The following is a 16,353-nucleotide window of genomic DNA, read 5'->3' as shown; positions in this document are numbered from 1 at the left end:
GCAAAAAAAAGGCGTCCCAATAGGAACGCCTTTGTTCGTTTTGCCGCGGTAGCGATCGCCCAGTTAGCCTTCGTACTTGCCGACGATGACCGAAGCGTTGTGACCGCCAAAGCCGAAGCTGTTGCTCATCGCGTATTTCAGTTCCCGCTGCTTGGCGACGTTCGGGGTGTAGTCGAGGTCGCACTTCGGATCGGGATCTTCCAGGTTGATCGTCGGCGGAATGGTGCCGGTCTTCAGAGCCAGGATCGAGATGACCAGTTCGATACCGCCCGAGGCGCCAAGCGAGTGCCCCAAGGCGCTCTTGGTGCTGGAAACGCTCAAGCGATAGGCGTGTTCGCCGTAGACCTTCTTAATCGCCGTCGTTTCGGCGACGTCGCCCGGAGGGGTGCTCGTGCCGTGGGCGTTAATGTAGTCGATTTGGTTCGGCTTCAGATTGCCGTCGTTCAGTGCGTTTTGCATCGCACGAGCGGCGCCGCGACCTTCTTCATCCGGCGAGGTGATATGCCCGGCGTCGCCGCTGCATCCGTAGCCGACGAGTTCGGCGTAGATGGTGGCGCCGCGAGCCTTGGCCGATTCCAACTCTTCCAACACGACGATGCCGGCGCCTTCGCTCATGACGAAACCGTCGCGACCGAGGTCGAACGGGCGGCTGGCTCGGGTCGGCTCTTCATTGCGAGTCGAGAGAGCTCGCATGTTGGCGAAGGCGCTCATGCCCATCGGCGTGATCGCGGCTTCGGTACCGCCGGTGATCATGACGTCGGCTTCATCGTATTGGATGGCCTTCATCGCGTCGCCGATGGCGTTGGTGGCGCTGGCGCACGCGGTCGCAACGGTGAAGTTGGGACCACGCAGCCCATAGCGAATCGAGATATTTCCGCCAGCTGCATTGAGCATGAGCTTCGGAATCGTCATCGGCGAGACCCGATCGGGGCCCTTCATAAGCAGACGTTCGACTTGATCTTCGATCGTCTGCAGACCGCCGATTCCGGAACCGAGAATCACGCCGCAGCGGAAAGAGTCGTAGTTCGAGAAATCGATTTTGGAGTCGCTGATCGCATCAACGGCGCCGACCATCGCAAATTGCGTGAAGCGGTCGACGCGGTTGATCTCTTTCGAATCAAAGTAATCGACGGGGTTCCAGTCGTAGACGTCCCCACCGAACTTCACTTTGAACCGGGAGGTATCCAGCAGCTTCAGATCGTGAATGCCGCTCTCACCCGCCGTCAGCTTCGTCCAGAATTCATCCAGGCGATGGCTGAGGGAGGTGACGATTCCCAAACCGGTGACGACGACGCGTCGTTTCATTCCCTTGAACTCTTTCGAAGGCCGACGAAATTACGAATTCTTAGCTTCTTCGATAAACTTGATCGCCTGACCGACCGTTTCGATCTTGTCAGCGGCGTCTTCCGGAATATCGATGTCGAACTCTTCTTCCAGTTCCATCACCAACTCGACCGTATCGAGCGAATCGGCGCCGAGATCGTTCACGAACGAGCTCTCCATGGTGATTTTGTCTTGGTCGACGCCCAATTGGCTGGCGACGATCTCAAATACGCGTTCTTGTACCGACACGGCGTGAAGCCCTCCGCAAGAAACCAAAGAATCTGGCTTATTTACTGTTGTAAACTGTGCAAACGTTAAAAATTCAAGTCCAACAAGATAGAGGAATTCTGCAAGACAGGTCAAGGTGGAAGAGACCTGTGTCGCGGCAATTCGTTCCGATCCGGTAGACTTGCGAAACTCTAGTCTTAAATGTATTCAGGTCAGCAAGTTTCGTCGATTAGGGGAACGCCGATTAACCGATCATTCCACCGTCAATTGTCAGAATTTGCCCAGTAATGTAGGCAGCCTGGGGACTTGCCAGGAAAAGTACGCCATCGGCGATCTCTTCCGGTTTTCCCATTCGCTGCGCCGGAATCCGCTTTTTGACCTCGTCCATCACCACAGGGCCCAGGGCCTTGGTCATGTCGCTTTCAATAAAGCCGGGGCAAACGGCGTTCACGGTCACCTTGCGCTTCCCGAGTTCGCGGGCCAAACTGCGGGTAAAACCAATCATCCCCGCCTTCGAGGCCGAGTAGTTGGTCTGGCCCGGGTTACCGATCAAACCCGAAACCGAGCTGATGTTGATAATTCGGCCAAAGCGAGCACGCATCATCTGCTTCGACGCGGCACGCGTAAACAGAAACATGCCGCGGAGATTCGTATCGATGACGTTGTCCCATTCGTCGTCGGTCATTACCGGCAACAGGTTGTCGCGGGTTACGCCGGCATTATTCACCAGAATATCCAGTTTGCCCCACTTCTCAACAACCGCGTCAACGACCGCTTCGACGCTTTCACGCTCGGTCACGTCGCAGCTATAAGCTTCGGCGACGCCGCCCGCTTCTTCGATCGTCTTGACGGTGTCGGCCAGCTTATCGGCGTTGCGAGCGACGACGGCGACTTTGGCGCCGCGCGACGCGACGGCGATCGCGATTGATCGGCCGATCCCCTGCGAAGCGCCAGTGACGATGGCGGTTAGTCCGTTCAAGTCGACCGGCAGTGCGGCGTGGGCGTTGTCGCTCATCAAAATCACCTTACGTTGTTGGCTCAGGGGCGTTGCGGCCTTAGGCCGAAATGTTATTGAATTCCGCTTTACGATCGATTCGCTTCATCAGGCCGCGCAACACGCGACCAGCGCCGATCTCAAAAAACTCGTCGAATCCCGCTTCGAGCAGGAATCGCATCGAATCTTCCCAGCGAACCGGGGAGCAAACCTGCTGAATCAGCAGCTGACGAATTTCTTCCGGGTCGTTGTGCGGAACCGCATCGACGTTCGACACCACCGGAATCCGCGGCGCCGACATCGGCACGTCCGCCAACGCGGCAGCCAACTTCTCGACCGCCGGTTGCATGATTTGCGTATGAAACGCGCCGGCGACGGCCAGCGGCATGACTTTCATCGCGCCTGCTTTTTCGGCGATCGCCGGGACTCGTTCACAGGCGTCATTCGAGCCGGAAACGACGATATTGCCCGGGCAAAGCAGATTGGCGATTTCGAGAATATCGTTTTCGCGCGCCTCCGCACAGATGGCGGCGACCTGGTCTCGCTCGAGCCCCAGCACGCTGACCATGCCGCTCGGCACGGCGTCGGCCGCTTCTTGCATCGCGGCGCCACGGATCTGCACGACCTTCAGCGCGTCTTCAAACTGCATCACGCCGGCGAACACCATTGCGGTGTACTCGCCCAAGCTGAGCCCAGCGGTCCCTTCGCACGACAGCAGCGCGTCAGGGTTCTCTTCGCGCATCGATTCGAGCGCGGCGATGCTGGTAACGAATAGAGCCGGCTGGCTGAAGACGGTCGAATCAAGCCGAGCGGCCGGACCGTTAAAGCAAAGCTCCGCCAAGTCATATCCGAGAATTTCGGCTGCGCGCTCGAACAACTCGGCCGCCTTCGGACTCGAAGCGGCGAGTTGTTTGCCCATGCCGACGTATTGAGCTCCCTGACCAGGGAACAAAAACGCGATTTTGCTCACGCGATTCCCCTTCTCATGGTCGCGCTGCGTCTAAGCGTGCTGCTGCACAAGCGCGACGCGTGAGCGAACTTACTCAGCGGCGGCTTGTTCGTCTTTGATGATGACCCGCTTCATGTACGTGCCGCAGTTCGGGCAAACGACATGAGTCGGCACCGCGATCCCGCAGTTCGAGCAGGATTGCAGTTCACGGGCTTTCAGAGCGTCGTGCGAGCGACGCATTCCGGTACGAGAGTTGGATTGTTTGCGCTTCGGTACTGCCATGGCGACTTCGCTTTACGTTGAGAAGGGCGGCCGGTTCGATCCCTGCTGCTCGGGAGCTTCGACTACAATCGGCCCCGATCGCCTCAGAGTAAACGGATCATTTTAGGAATCTTCGCCCAGCGTGTCAAAGGGCGGTTACCGCTTCCGGCGGAATGATTGCCGACAACCGCGGCAGGCTGTAAGCTGCTAACAGCACTCGATTTACGCACATCCGAGCCCCTACCATGCCTGCTCACCACTCCCCCGCCCCGCCGAGCGTCATCCAACTTAACCCCGCCGATAACGTCGCCGTGGCGGCCAAAACCCTCGCTCGCGGCGAGAAATTCGCCTTTCCCGGCGGCTCCCTCACGGCCGCCGGCGAGGTCCGATTTGGTCACAAAGTCGCCCTGACGGCGATTTCGGCCGGCGAGCCAGTCTTTAAGTATGGCCAGGTGATCGGGTACGCCTCGAAGCCGATCGAACCGGGTCAGCCTGTCCACAGTCATAATCTCCACCTGGGCGAGTTGCATCTCGACTACGCCCGGGCGAGTCAGACTCCGCCGCCGCCGACTCCCATCACCGGGCGCACCTTCGACGGCTACCGACGGGCCGATGGTCGCGCCGGGACGCGGAATTACATTGCGGTTATCTCGACGGTCAATTGCTCGGCCAGCGTCGCGAAATATGTCGCCCATGCGTTTGACCAAAGCCGCCTGGCCAATTTCCCGAACATCGACGGGATCGTCCCGTTCACCCATCAAAGCGGCTGCGGCATGCAGTTCGGCGGCGACGCTCACAACACGCTCAATCGCGTGATGGCCGGCATCGCGCGGCATCCCAACATCGGCGGCTATCTGCTGATCGGGCTGGGGTGCGAGACCGGCGCGATGGGCTACCTGGTGCAACGAGAGCGGCTGATCCAGTTGGATGGCGGCGATTCGCAACCGGAAGGGGCTCCGCTGATTCTCTCGATGCAGGATCAAGGAGGAACCGCCAAGACGATCGAAGCAGGCGTCGCTCGGCTCGTCGAAATGTTGCCGCGGGTGAATGACGTTCGCCGCCAACCAATTCCGGCCAGCGAAATCGTCCTGGCGACCGAATGCGGCGGCAGCGACGCTTACTCTGGCGTCACCGCCAATCCAGCCGTCGGCGCCGCGGCCGATCGGATTGTCGCGGCCGGCGGCATTTCGATCCTCTCCGAAACGTCGGAGATCTACGGCGCCGAACATTTGCTGACGCGTCGTGCGACGAGCGTCGAAGTCGCCGACAAACTGATCGAGCGAATCGAGTGGTGGAAACGGTACGTCGCGATGTTCGGCGTTGAGCTCGACAACAATCCCTCCCCCGGCAATAAGGAAGGCGGCCTCACCACGATCGCCGAGAAATCGCTCGGCGCCGTCGCCAAAGCAGGCAGTACGGCGCTCGTCGACGTTCTGCAGTACGCCGAAGCGCCGACGAAGCGCGGCATGATGGTGATGGACACCCCCGGCTATGATCCGGCGAGCGTCACCGGCATGGTCGCCGGCGGCGCGAACGTGGTCGTCTTTACGACTGGTCGCGGCAGCTGCTTCGGCTGTAAGCCGGCGCCATCGATCAAGATCGCCACCAACACGCCGATGTATCAGCGGATGGTCGACGACATGGACATCAACGCCGGCGAGATTCTCAGCGGCGTCTCGGTTGACGCGATGGGAGAAAAAATCTTTGAAGAGATCCTGGCGGTCGCCAGCGGCAAACCGACCAAGAGCGAGGCGTTAGGGATCGGAGAAGAAGAATTCGTCCCCTGGCTGGTAGGGCCAACCCTCTAAAACGTGGCACGTTTTTACAAACTCTTCACAAGATCTAAACGCTGCGCGGAGAGACTGGAAAGGCTCTAAGATTCTCCGTCGCAGCCGACCAGATCGCCACATGCCTCCCAGTCACGTCAACTCGCCCCCGCTTTATCGCGTGCATGGATTTTGGATCGCGTTGATCGTACTGTTGGGCGTGATCTTCTACGCGAACAGCTTTCGGGGCGAATTCGTCTTCGACGACGAGATGATGATCACGCACTCGAAGGGCCTGGCGAAAGCGCCGTTGCAAGAATGGTTCCGCCCCAGTCCCCGCGTCGTCGGCGCCGCTACCTTCGGCTTGAACTATAAGCTTGGGGGACTGAACACGTTCGGCTATCACTTGCTGAACCTCGTAATTCATATCAGCGCCGCGATTGTTTTGTATTGGCTGACTTGGCGCACATTCCAATCGCCCCGTCTCGCTGAGCGTTACGCGGCCGCCGCAATCCCACTGGCCGGCGTCATTGCGCTCGTCTGGGCGCTACATCCGCTGCAAACGCAGAGCGTCACCTACATCGTGCAACGTTACGAGTCGCTGATGGGACTCTTCTTTCTGTTGACGATCGCCTGCCTGGTACGCGGGGCCGACAGCGGCAAGTCGATCTGGTACGTCGCGTCGCTTGGCTGTTGCATGCTCGGCATGGGAACCAAAGAAGTGATGGCCGCCGCTCCGATCATGGCCTTGTGGTACGATCGCGTCTTTCTTTCCGAAAGCTGGCGCGAGTTGCGGCGTAAACGCTGGGCCTACTACGCTGTCTATTTGCTCGCTTTCGCCGCTTTGATTTTCTTTATTGCGTCGCAGTGGCACTGGATCGCGAAGCGAGGCACCCTCTTTAACGAGCATCTCTCGCCGCTCGCCTATGCGATGAATCAAGGGCCCGTGATCCTGCACTACATTCGCTTGGCCTTCTGGCCGCAGGGGCAGAACCTTGACTACGGGTGGCGTCCGTCGGAAGACTACGCGGCCCTTTACGCCGCTGACCTCGTGATTCTGATCCTGCTCGCGCTTACGATCTGGGCGATCTGGAAAGCGCCGGTTCTCGGTTTTCTCGGGGGCTGGTTCTTTGTGATCCTGGCGCCATCCTCCAGCTTCGCGCCGATCATCGACCTGGCGTTTGAACATCGGATGTATCTTCCGCTACTGACGCTGGCGGCGCTGACGGTCGTCGGCGGTTACGAATTGATCGTTCGCTTGGCGAAACCGCTGCAACGCGTCACGGTCGCCGGCGTCCTCTCCGCGGTCGTCATCCTCTCCCTCGGCGCAACGACGATGTTGCGAAACGAGGTTTACGACACGCCCCTCTCCCTCTGGACTGACGTAATGCACAAGGCGCCTCATCACTGGCGCAGCTACCTGAACATTGGCAACTACTACGCCCAGAGGAAAGAATTCGCCAAAGCGCTCTCCTACTTCACCAAGGCTTACGAACTCCATCCGTCCGACCATCGGGTGCTTAGCAACTATGCATCGATTCTCGAAACGCTTAAACAAGATTATCCGCTTGCCGAAACCTGCTATCAACGGGCGCTCATCGACAACCCAGAGGCAGGCCTGGTCCGCTACAACTACGGAGCGTTTCTCAACAAACTTGGGCGATACGCAGAAGCGAAAGTGCAGTTGGAACAAGCCTACAAGATCAACGACCAGTTCCCACGGATTCGGGTGACGCTGGCCGCCATCGACATTCACCTGGGCGACAAGGAGGACGCGAAGAAATACCTCCTAAGACAGTTGAACGTCAATCCTCGAGATCCGATCGCTCACAACATGCTCGGGGTTTGCCTGACCAAAGAAGATGACGAGCAAGCGGCGCTTCATTTTCTCACGGCAATCCAACTCGATCCCCAAAGCGTCGAAGCCCACAACAACGTCGCCGACCTGTTCGTCCGCTTGGGACGTTACGATCTGGCGCAGGCGCACTTGAAAGCCGCGCTCGCCGTCGATCCGCAAAATTCAACGGTGCGTCGTAATCTCGCCGCGGTTGAGCAAGCGATCGCCGCTTCGGAATAACGGTTCTCGCCGAGCCCTATTCTTGCGGCGAGAGGATGAGCGCCGCCAGAATCGCGCGATGATCGGAAGCGACCGCTTCGTCCAAGACGCGCACCTCGCCGATTGCAATCGGCGCCGGAGAGCGATACCCAACGTAGTCGATTTGACGCGTCGGCTCCGCAACAGGAACCGTCGGAAACTCGCCGCTGCCGGCCAGCTTCCACTGCTCGCGAAACTTCTTCATCACGGCGCTTGCCGGGATTGCGTTGAAGTCGCCGCCAATAATCACCATCCGCTCGTCCTGGGCGACAAAGTCGGTGATCACATCAATCGAGCCGAGTCGATCGGTCTCGGCAGGACGATGATCGAGATGCGTTCCCAAGATGCGAATCGTCTTCCCGCCATGCGTCTCCGGCAATGTCACGCTGGCGCTCAGTACGCCGCGCGGCTCGCCGCCGTCGCTGTTGGGAAGCTGACGATTCTCCACTTCGCTTAACGGATAGCGAGAGAGAATCGCGTTGCCGTAGTCTCCTTCGCCGAGCTTCAGGTTCCCACCGAAAACCACATGCATCTCGGTCAGCTTGCCGAGTTCCGTCGCCTGGTCAACGTCGCCAGAGCGCGCGACGTTCCGATCAACCTCTTGCAGCATCACAAAGTCAGGCGAAACCGACTTGATCACGCTGGCGATCCGCGGCAAGTCGATCTTCCGATCCATCCCCTCGCCATGGTGAATGTTGTAAGAGAGAACGCGGAGCGGTTGCTGCGTTTCGGCCGAAGCGATCGCGGCGCCAAGCAGCACCATCGCAATCGCCAGTAGGTTGCGGGTCACGAGATTAGAACTTTCGACGTGGGATCAGGTAGGAGGTGGGGCAGGCAATCCTAGTATTTGCAGAGAAGAGCCGCCGCGAAAGCAGGGACATTCGTTTTTGCCGCCCACGCGGGCCAAGCGGCCAGCCGCGGCGAAAATCACCGCCCCTATAATGATGGCGGCATAGCCGCTCTGGCGGTTCGAATTGGTAAAAAACCTTCGGCCATCGGCGAAAATAGTCCCGATTGGGGCGAATCCCCCGTCGTAGCGAGACGACTCCGATTTGATCGACTATAGTTGAACTGAATCGACTCCGATTCCCCATCGCCTGGTTCCGGGCGCCCGCACATTCCCCCCATCTCGAGATGAAAGCGACCGAAATGAGAGCTCTCGCCCTTGGTTTGACGTTGTTGATGGCTGGCGCCGCGCTAGCCGAAGAAGGCAAATGGCGTCCGTTGTTCAACGGCAAAGACCTGGAAGGTTGGACGCCGAAAATTCGTTACCACGAAGCGGGCGAAAACTACGGCAACACGTTCCGCGTCGAAGACGGCGTGCTGAAAGTCGGTTACGATCCCGAAAAATACCCGACCTTCAACGAAACGTTCGGCCACCTCTTCTTCAACGAGCCGTTCTCGAACTACCGCCTGCGCGTCGAATACCGCTTTGTCGGCGATCAGTGCAAGGGCGGCCCCGGCTGGGCGTTCCGCAATAGCGGCATCATGATCCATGGCGAAACGCCGCAGCAAATGACCAAAGACCAGGACTTCCCCGCTTCGATCGAAGTGCAACTCTTGGGCGGCAGCGGCAAAGGAAAACGTTCGACCGCCAACCTCTGCACGCCGGGAACGAACGTCGTGATGAAGGGTGACCTCTTCATGCCCCACTGCACCAACAGCAGCAGCGACACGTTCGACGGCGACCAGTGGGTCACCTGCGAAGTCGAAGTGCACGGCAACGGCGTGATCAAACACTTCGTCAACGGCAAGCTGGTGCTGGAATACGAAAAATCGCAGCTCGACGCCCGCGACGCTCATGCCAAGAGCCTGGCCAAAGATGGCGACCTGATGCTGAGCGGTGGCACGATCTCGCTGCAATCGGAAAGCCACCCGTGCGAATTCCGCAAGGTCGAGATCATGGAACTGGAAGAATAGTCGCAGTCCAAAATCGCAAGCAACAAAAAACGCCGACGGATAACCGTCGGCGTTTTCGTTTCTTGGAGAAAGAAAGAGGCGAAGCTTACTTCTCGGCCTTTTCCTTCTTCTTCTTGGCCGGCATGTCTTTGATTCCGGCGGCTTCTTTTTGTTCCGGAGTCAGGATCGCGATCAGCTTGGTGCGAACGACGCCGGTCAGCGCGGCGACTTCCTTTTGGGCTTCTTGCTGTTCGCTGGAAAGATTCACTTTGCCGGCGATGTATTCGCGGGCTTCTTTACCCTTCAGACCTTTGTCTTTGACTTCCTGCGTCGCGGTTTTGCGAGCTTCTTTCTGCTCGTCGGTCAGGGCGACCGCTTTGTTGGCTTCGGCCAGCTTGCTGCCGAATTCCTTCTTCAACGCGGCGACTTGCTCTTTCTGCTTGTCGGTCAGTTCGATCTTGCTGACGAGAGCGAAGACGCCGGCGTTGGCGCCCGGCTTCGCTTTCTTCTCTTTCTTTTCGGGCTTGTCGGCGGCCAAAACGGGAAGAGCGACCAAGACGGCGAAAGTCAAAATCAAAGAGGTACGAACAACATTCTTCATTGGGGGGTCTCCACCTAAGAAAAGAGACCTGGCGCCGCGTTTGACGCATCGTCAAATGCAAATGGCGCCAGGTTTGGGCTCTCAATCGATTTACGCAAACAGCTTTTCAATCACGTGACCGTCGCGCACGATCGTGATCGGGCGGCCGGTGTTGGTGTGATATTCCTTGGTATGGTCAATGCCGAGGGCATGATAGAACGAAGCGGCGACGTCATCCGGCGTGATGCCGTGACCGTCGGCCGGGGCCGATCCTTTTTCATCGCTTTCGCCGATCACCTGACCGCCGCGAACGCCGCCGCCGGCCATCAGCATGGTCATGCAGCGCGGATAGTGATCGCGACCGCCGTTGGCGTTGATCTTCGGCGTACGGCCGAATTCGCCGGTGACGAAGACCGCCGTCTGATCGAGCAGGCCTTTCTCGGCCAGACCGTTGTACAGAGCGGCCAGACCGTTATCGAGCGGCGGCAGTTGGCGATCTTTCAGCCGCGCGAAGGCGTCCTGGTGCGTGTCCCAACCGCCGTTGGTGATCGTGACGAAGCGGACGCCCGCTTCGACCAGGCGAATCGCCAAGAGGCAGCTCATGCTGAAGCTGTCGGCTTCAAACGACTTGGCGAACGCCGGCGACTCTTTGCTGACGTCAAACGCTTCGCGGGCCTTCTTCGAGGTGATGATCGCATGCGCTTGCTGGCTGAACTGATCGAGCCCTTCCAGCAATTGGTCGTCCGACTCGTAGCCGCGGAACTTGCGGTCGAGCGAGGTGAGCAAATCCTGACGTCGATTCACTTCTTCGAGCGTCAAACCGCCGCTTAGACTGACGCCGCGCACCGAGTAAGGTGCGCCTGCCCTTGGCGCCGAGTTCGTATTGAGCGGAGCGTACTTCACTCCCAGAAAACCTGACGTGTGGGACGCGCGAGGAATCGCGACGTTCGGCGGCAGGTCGGATGGGGCCGGCAGTTCTTTGGCGACGACCGAACCGTACGAAGGATAGGAGAGCGACGCGATCGGACGCGTGCCGGTGTTGACGTATTCCGAACCGAGACGATGGGCCGCCAACGTGTGCGACACGCCCCGCAAGATGCAGAACTTGTCGGCTTGCTTGGCCAGCTTCGGCAAGTGCTCGCTGATCATCATGCCGGGGACGTTCGTTTCGATCGGGTTGAACTCGCCGCGGAATTCCTTCGGCGCGTCAGGCTTCAAGTCGAACGTATCGAGATGGGTCGGTCCGCCGGTGAGGTCGACGAAGATGCCCGCCTTCGCATTCTTGTCGGCTACCTGGCCGGCGTGCGAAAGCTGAAGGTAGCCGGACAAGCTGAGTCCTACTCCGCCCATCAGGCCGATTTTCAACACGTCGCGGCGGCGTACCCCGTCGCAAGTTCGATGAATCGCCATATCCCGAGTCTCCGTAAAAATGATCGTAGCGCCGATGCGCTAAGGGATGCCTGTATTGTCTTAGTGATTAACGATGAACTCTTTGGTGTTGACCAAGGCCCACATCAGATCGCGAATGCCGTCGACCGGATTGGCCGCTTTCTGGAAGTGACGCTCGGCGATCGACTTTTCTTCCGCATCGGGCAAACGGCTAAGCGTACGGAGGTAGGCCTCGTCCACGAGCGATGCGATATCGGTCGGCGTCGATTTCTCGGCGGCCGGCAGTTTCTGACGATGCAGTTGGCGTTCGAGCACTTCCAGACGCGAGCGAGCGGCGGCCAACTTCTTCTTGGCTTGCTCAATCGCCTCCTGCTTCGTGCCGTTCTTCTGCATACGCGCGATCTTCGCTTGACCTTCTTTGATCAGCTCGCGTCCTTGCTCGACGCGGCGTTCCAACTGTTTGTCGACGTCTTGATTGCCGTTGATCTGGTTATTCAGTTCCGCAACCCAGCCGCCGTTGTCGGTCAAACGTTTCAGCACGTCGGCGTCGTTTTGCAGGTAAACGGTCTGCAACAGACTCGCTTCCATCGAACGATCGCATTCGCAGTTGCTGTCGCGGGTCGAACGTCCAAACACTTGCAGAGCGTACTGGGCGTTACGAGCCTTGCCTTGCGGCGAGGTGCCGGGAATCGACATCGCGCGGTCTTCCAAGGTCGCCGCGTAGTTTTCGAGCGTCTTATCGTTGGCGGTCGCCTGATTGACGATGTCGTACGCGACTTCGGCCGGTAAGCGACGCGGAATCGCCCGGCTGAAGTTGCGGTAGTCCATCCGATTGGTGTCGTTCGGCTTCCAGGTTCGCTGATAGGTGTCGCTACCGGCGATTTCGCGATGGAGCCACTTCATGTCGTAGCCGCTCTTCACGAAACCAGCCGCCAGGTAGTCGAGCAGCGGGCCGTTCGACGGCGGATTGCCAAGGCTCAAATCGTCAACCGGATCAACGATCCCGACGTTGAAGTAGACGGACCAGACGCGATTGACGATCGCTTTGGCGAAGTAGGGATTCGATTCGCTACCGAGCCACTTCATCAGCGGCTCCCGAATATCTTCGACCTTCGACAGATCGACTTCCTCTTCCCCGAGGATGTTCGCCATCATTTCGGGCTTCGGCATGTCGCGATTCCTCTTCCCCCGCTGCTGCGGCTGACGAAAGACCGCCGCGGTCGGCAGCAGTTCGACTTCCGGGAAGGGAACAGTCTTCCCTTGGGTCAGCTTCTTAGCGATGTCGCGACGCATTTCGCCGCCGTTCTTCCCTTGAACGTCCAACTCCTTCACCAGGGCCTGGTACTCTTCGTAGGAAGCGTCGGTTCGACGCGGTTGACGCGTGAAACGAGCTTGGGTGAAGAAGGTCTTGAAGTCGTCGAAGTCTTGCTTCGACCAGACGTCGAACGGGTGTTTGTGGCATTGGGCGCACTGGATGCGAATGCCCATGAAGGCGTAGGCGAAACCGATCGCGCGATCTTCCGGCGTGCGGAAGTTGAGACGCGCCCAGTAGTGGGTGAGCGTATCACGTGTCGCGTACGATTCATTCTTGCGATAGAGATCGCTCATCTCTTCGCAATATTCGCGGTACGAATCGCCCGGTTCACGACTGCGGGCCATGATGATCCCGGTCGCCAGTTCGTCGTACGGCATGTTCTGCTCGACGCGTCGATAGATCCAGTCGTACCATTCCTGGCTCGGTCCCAAACGAACCGGCGAGACGTTGTTCAGCTGTTCGTCATTGTTGCCGGTGATGTCGCACAGCAGCGTCGTCCACTTGGCGACGTAGGCCGGCGTTTCCAGCAGTTCGTTGATTTTGGCTTGACGCTTCTGCGGATCTTTGTCGGCGACGAACGCGCGAACTTCGTCCGGAGTCGGCAGCGTGCCGGCGATGTCGAGATTGACGCGACGGAGGAACTCTTCGTCGCTCGCGACCGGCGACGGGGTGACGCCGAGCTTGCGAAGTTTGCTGACGACCAGTTCGTCGATCTTGGTCGCAGCGGCGACCTGGGGATAGTTGTCGCCAGTCAAGTTGGTCATCGGTCGCAAGACCGGAACCGAGATCACCGCTTTGTCATAAGCGACGATAACGTGCGTGTCACCCTTGTCGCCAGAGCTAATCACGCCGTCGCCATCGACCGGGGCGATTTCGCCGTCGTTGGTGGTGTAACGGCAAAGAGGCGTGACGTCTTCACGAGTCCCATCGGCCCAGACGGCGACCGCTTTCAGCTGAACCTTTTGCGGCTCGGCGCCAAACAACACTTCGGCCGGAGTGACTTCGAGACGTTCCAACTTGGCGACTTCGTCTTTGTCGAACTTGGCGCCGGCGGCGATCCAATTCTTGAAGACGCGATGTTCCCAGCTACCGAGCTTGTAGCGTTCGCCCCCTTCGTGGGTAAATTCGTCAGTCGGCTTCGAGATGACCAGGCTGTCGTCGATGTCGGCCAGATTGATCCGCGGGTTCTCCCCCTTCATCATCGCGTCATGGTCGGCCTGGAAGTCGTAGCCGAAGAGCGAAAGCTGGAAACCGCCCCGTCCCTGGAACGAACCATGGCAAGAGCGGCCGTTACAGCCCAAGCGGCTCATCAACGGAATGACGTGACGTTGGAAGTTCGGGACTTCGTCGACGTTCTCGTCAGCGAAGCGCTGATCCAGCGTCGGCAATTCGGCGGCGATAACATCGCTGGCGGCGAAGTAGCAAAGCCAGGCGGCCAACAGACCAAGTGGGGCAAGCAGGCGGTGCGTCATCGAAAACTCCTTGTTCGATTCAGGTCGAACCGACGTTCAACTAGGCGGGGCGTATTGAATCGCTATTTCTTGGGCGTTTCGCTCGACGCTGGGGTCGACTCGCGAAACTTCTTTTTAGCGGCGGCGTCGGCCGAGCGGAGACGTTCGTCGACCAAGGTCTCCATGTCTCCTTCCAGCCGATCGAGCTGGGCGTTCAAAAACTCAAGCCGCTGCGTAACGCGGGCTTTTTCCATCTCGTACAGCTCTCGCTGCGAAACGATCTGCTCGGCGATCGCATCACGCAACCGCTGACGCAGCTCTTCGTTTTCCGGCGTCATCTGCAATTGAGCGGTCAACAGCTGAATCCGCGACTTCGACTTCCAAAGCGCAAGCTCCACCTCGTACCGTTCGGGAGAACGCTGCTCGATCTGGCTCAACCGTTCGCTGACGCGCGACAACTCGCGAACCGCCTGGTCGTATTGACGGGGACGGAGACGCTTGAGGGGACGAAGCAGCGAAGCGAGTTCGGGATGATGCTTGCGAACCAGCGCGAAGGCGAGCTCTTCGCGTCGCGCTTTCTCGCTTTCGCTGACCGCGTCTTCCTTATCGTCCTTGGCCGGTTTCTTCTCGGGCGACTTCGCTTCGATCGAAACGGCGTTTTGGGCGACGACGCGAGCTTTGGTTTCGCCTTGCTTTTGGGCAGCGGCGGTAGAGACCAACAGCAGAAGGCAAAGCAGCGCTTTGCCGGCGGCGATGCGGATCATTGATTCACCTCGTCTTCGCCAACTTCACGATCGAGATCATCCTCTTGGTCCAGCTCAACGGCGGCCAACATCCAGGCAGGAGGAGTATTCCAACTGGCGTCGTCGGCGTCATCCAAGGGAAGAACGTCTAATTGCGGCGCCAGGGGCTGCTCGGCAACCAGCAGATTGTCGACTTCGAGCATTTGATCGACGGCGTCTGACGAGTCGATCCACGATTGGGCGAGTTGGGTTTGGGCGTCGTCGCCAGAAGACATGAGCGTGACCAGACCGCCGACCAACGCCAACAGAACTGACGCGGCCAGCACGGCCGACCAGATCGAGAACGAACGCTTGGGCGCCGCAGCGAGACCGCCCCGCGTCGTCCGCGCATCCGGCGCACTCGGGGCGGTCAGCATCGCTGCGGACAGCTCGACGACGTCAGCCAGGCGTTCGCACGCGGTGACGTCATCCGCTAACAGCTGCTCAAACGCTTCGGTCTCCTCCGGCGAAAGCTCGCCGGTCAGATACCGCAGCGCGGTGAGGTCAAAGTCGTCAGGTTCCGGAATTGAATTCATGAGCTGGGCGATTAGTTTTCGCGTTTCGTTTGCTGATTCAGTTTCGCGAGGGTCGTTTTTAATTTGGCGAGGGCGTTTCGCATCCGTCCGAGCGCCGTTCCCAACGGGATCTGCAACTGTTCGGCGATTTCGGCGAAGGTTCGTTCCTCGTAGGTCCGGAGGTGAACGACTTGTTTCAGTTCGTCCGGCAGACGGTCAATCGCCTCACGGACCTGGTCGACCAGTTCTCCGCGGACCAGCTCGGTATCTGGCGCCGCCGAGTCCCAACCTTCGTGCAGCCATTGCAATCGCTCGTCCACTTTACGGCCGGTGGCCTGACGGCGGCGAATCGCTAAGGCTTCTCGATAGGCGACTTGGTAGAGCCAGCTTTTGCGGGCAGCTGGCTCTACCGAACCGCCTAACGCGGCGAATTTGACGAACGTCGCTTGAACCACATCGGCCGCCGTCGGCGCGTCACGCACCACGCCCCAGACAAATCGTTGCAATCGATCAGCATGCTGGCGGTAGTACGTCTCAACGGCGGCAGCATCAAGCGCCGCCTCTTGGAATGCGGCGTCTTCCTTGCTCAAAGGCTCGTTCTGTCGTGTTGGGTCGTCGCGATGAACCACAGCTAAGAGCCGCCGATGGGAATCGTTATTGGCGAAAAATCGAGAAATCGCGCCGAAAAACCCATCTGGGGGGATTTTGGTGGGCGTCAGGCGGGAAAACACCTCAGGTTTTAACACGCCGCTGGGGCGGTCGGCGTCCTAAATCCGTACGGCTCCAGCTATAATCGAAGCTTTTCC

Annotated in this window: 15 protein-coding genes; 3 read left to right on the top strand and 12 right to left on the bottom strand. The window is 59.1% G+C overall.

The window, feature by feature from the left end; all coding sequences use genetic code 11:
• Window positions 1-63: 63 nt before the first annotated feature.
• The 5 genes from fabF to rpmF form a co-directional block, all read right to left on the bottom strand.
• Window positions 64-1,305, bottom strand: a complete 1,242-nt coding sequence (gene fabF / locus LOC68_RS20695) for a beta-ketoacyl-ACP synthase II (protein ID WP_230222276.1) — start codon at window positions 1,303-1,305, stop codon at window positions 64-66.
• 30 nt (window positions 1,306-1,335) lie between these two features.
• Window positions 1,336-1,572, bottom strand: coding sequence for an acyl carrier protein (locus LOC68_RS20690; protein WP_002651224.1), 237 nt, complete (start codon window positions 1,570-1,572; stop codon window positions 1,336-1,338).
• A gap of 223 nt (window positions 1,573-1,795) precedes the next feature.
• Entirely contained in the window at window positions 1,796-2,566 is a 771-nt protein-coding gene (gene fabG, locus LOC68_RS20685; protein WP_230222274.1) for a 3-oxoacyl-[acyl-carrier-protein] reductase, read from the bottom strand.
• A gap of 40 nt (window positions 2,567-2,606) precedes the next feature.
• On the bottom strand, window positions 2,607-3,515 hold the full coding sequence (gene fabD / locus LOC68_RS20680; protein ID WP_230222272.1) for an ACP S-malonyltransferase: 909 nt from the start codon (window positions 3,513-3,515) through the stop codon (window positions 2,607-2,609).
• Window positions 3,516-3,584: 69 nt separating this feature from the next.
• A complete protein-coding gene (rpmF, locus tag LOC68_RS20675; protein WP_230222270.1) occupies window positions 3,585-3,776 on the bottom strand; it encodes a 50S ribosomal protein L32 in 192 nt (63 codons plus the stop codon).
• Between the two features lie 224 nt (window positions 3,777-4,000).
• Between rpmF and LOC68_RS20670 the strand changes: the two genes are divergently transcribed.
• Window positions 4,001-5,563: a UxaA family hydrolase gene (locus LOC68_RS20670; RefSeq protein WP_230222268.1), complete on the top strand. Its 1,563-nt coding sequence runs from the start codon at window positions 4,001-4,003 to the stop codon at window positions 5,561-5,563.
• 100 nt (window positions 5,564-5,663) lie between these two features.
• Window positions 5,664-7,598 (top strand): tetratricopeptide repeat protein, encoded by a 1,935-nt coding sequence (locus LOC68_RS20665; protein WP_230222266.1) that lies wholly within the window; start codon window positions 5,664-5,666, stop codon window positions 7,596-7,598.
• A 16-nt stretch (window positions 7,599-7,614) separates the two neighbouring features.
• On the opposite strand, the gene LOC68_RS20660 is transcribed toward LOC68_RS20665, so the two are convergent.
• On the bottom strand, window positions 7,615-8,406 hold the full coding sequence (locus tag LOC68_RS20660; RefSeq protein ID WP_230222264.1) for an endonuclease/exonuclease/phosphatase family protein: 792 nt from the start codon (window positions 8,404-8,406) through the stop codon (window positions 7,615-7,617).
• Window positions 8,407-8,765: 359 nt separating this feature from the next.
• Between LOC68_RS20660 and LOC68_RS20655 the strand changes: the two genes are divergently transcribed.
• Entirely contained in the window at window positions 8,766-9,536 is a 771-nt protein-coding gene (locus tag LOC68_RS20655) for a 3-keto-disaccharide hydrolase (RefSeq protein ID WP_230222262.1), read from the top strand.
• 85 nt (window positions 9,537-9,621) lie between these two features.
• On the opposite strand, the gene LOC68_RS20650 is transcribed toward LOC68_RS20655, so the two are convergent.
• The 6 genes from LOC68_RS20650 to LOC68_RS20625 all read right to left on the bottom strand — a co-directional run bounded on the left by LOC68_RS20650 (window position 9,622) and on the right by LOC68_RS20625 (window position 16,137).
• Entirely contained in the window at window positions 9,622-10,116 is a 495-nt protein-coding gene (locus tag LOC68_RS20650) for a hypothetical protein (RefSeq protein ID WP_230222260.1), read from the bottom strand.
• Between the two features lie 90 nt (window positions 10,117-10,206).
• On the bottom strand, window positions 10,207-11,505 hold the full coding sequence (locus tag LOC68_RS20645) for a DUF1501 domain-containing protein (RefSeq protein ID WP_230222258.1): 1,299 nt from the start codon (window positions 11,503-11,505) through the stop codon (window positions 10,207-10,209).
• A gap of 60 nt (window positions 11,506-11,565) precedes the next feature.
• A complete protein-coding gene (locus tag LOC68_RS20640; RefSeq protein WP_230222256.1) occupies window positions 11,566-14,271 on the bottom strand; it encodes a DUF1549 domain-containing protein in 2,706 nt (901 codons plus the stop codon).
• Between the two features lie 62 nt (window positions 14,272-14,333).
• Window positions 14,334-15,014 (bottom strand): hypothetical protein, encoded by a 681-nt coding sequence (locus LOC68_RS20635; RefSeq protein ID WP_230222254.1) that lies wholly within the window; start codon window positions 15,012-15,014, stop codon window positions 14,334-14,336.
• A complete protein-coding gene (locus LOC68_RS20630) occupies window positions 15,011-15,568 on the bottom strand; it encodes an anti-sigma factor family protein (protein ID WP_230222252.1) in 558 nt (185 codons plus the stop codon). Before LOC68_RS20630 ends, LOC68_RS20635 begins: the two co-directional genes overlap by 4 nt.
• An 11-nt stretch (window positions 15,569-15,579) precedes the next feature.
• A complete protein-coding gene (locus tag LOC68_RS20625; RefSeq protein ID WP_230222250.1) occupies window positions 15,580-16,137 on the bottom strand; it encodes an RNA polymerase sigma factor in 558 nt (185 codons plus the stop codon).
• Window positions 16,138-16,353 lie beyond the last annotated feature (216 nt).

Origin of the sequence: Blastopirellula sediminis, from assembly GCF_020966755.1 — a bacterium.
Taxonomy (GTDB): Bacteria; Planctomycetota; Planctomycetia; order Pirellulales; family Pirellulaceae; genus Blastopirellula; species Blastopirellula sediminis.
The sequence above is the reverse complement of the archived record's forward strand: the minus strand, read 5'-3'. Positions and strand labels throughout refer to the sequence as shown.

Excerpts from the sequence above, each read along its gene's own strand:
- fabF (WP_230222276.1), bottom strand. The coding sequence starts at position 1,305 with ATGAAACGACGCGTCGTCGTCACCGGTTTGGGAATCGTCACCTCCCTC.
- fabG (WP_230222274.1), bottom strand. The coding sequence starts at position 2,566 with ATGAGCGACAACGCCCACGCCGCACTGCCGGTCGACTTGAACGGACTA.
- rpmF (WP_230222270.1), bottom strand. The coding sequence starts at position 3,776 with ATGGCAGTACCGAAGCGCAAACAATCCAACTCTCGTACCGGAATGCGT.
- LOC68_RS20670 (WP_230222268.1), top strand. The coding sequence starts at position 4,001 with ATGCCTGCTCACCACTCCCCCGCCCCGCCGAGCGTCATCCAACTTAAC.
- LOC68_RS20665 (WP_230222266.1), top strand. The coding sequence starts at position 5,664 with ATGCCTCCCAGTCACGTCAACTCGCCCCCGCTTTATCGCGTGCATGGA.
- LOC68_RS20655 (WP_230222262.1), top strand. The coding sequence starts at position 8,766 with ATGAGAGCTCTCGCCCTTGGTTTGACGTTGTTGATGGCTGGCGCCGCG.
- LOC68_RS20650 (WP_230222260.1), bottom strand. The coding sequence starts at position 10,116 with ATGAAGAATGTTGTTCGTACCTCTTTGATTTTGACTTTCGCCGTCTTG.
- LOC68_RS20645 (WP_230222258.1), bottom strand. The coding sequence starts at position 11,505 with ATGGCGATTCATCGAACTTGCGACGGGGTACGCCGCCGCGACGTGTTG.
- LOC68_RS20640 (WP_230222256.1), bottom strand. The coding sequence starts at position 14,271 with ATGACGCACCGCCTGCTTGCCCCACTTGGTCTGTTGGCCGCCTGGCTT.
- LOC68_RS20635 (WP_230222254.1), bottom strand. The coding sequence starts at position 15,014 with ATGATCCGCATCGCCGCCGGCAAAGCGCTGCTTTGCCTTCTGCTGTTG.
- LOC68_RS20630 (WP_230222252.1), bottom strand. The coding sequence starts at position 15,568 with ATGAATTCAATTCCGGAACCTGACGACTTTGACCTCACCGCGCTGCGG.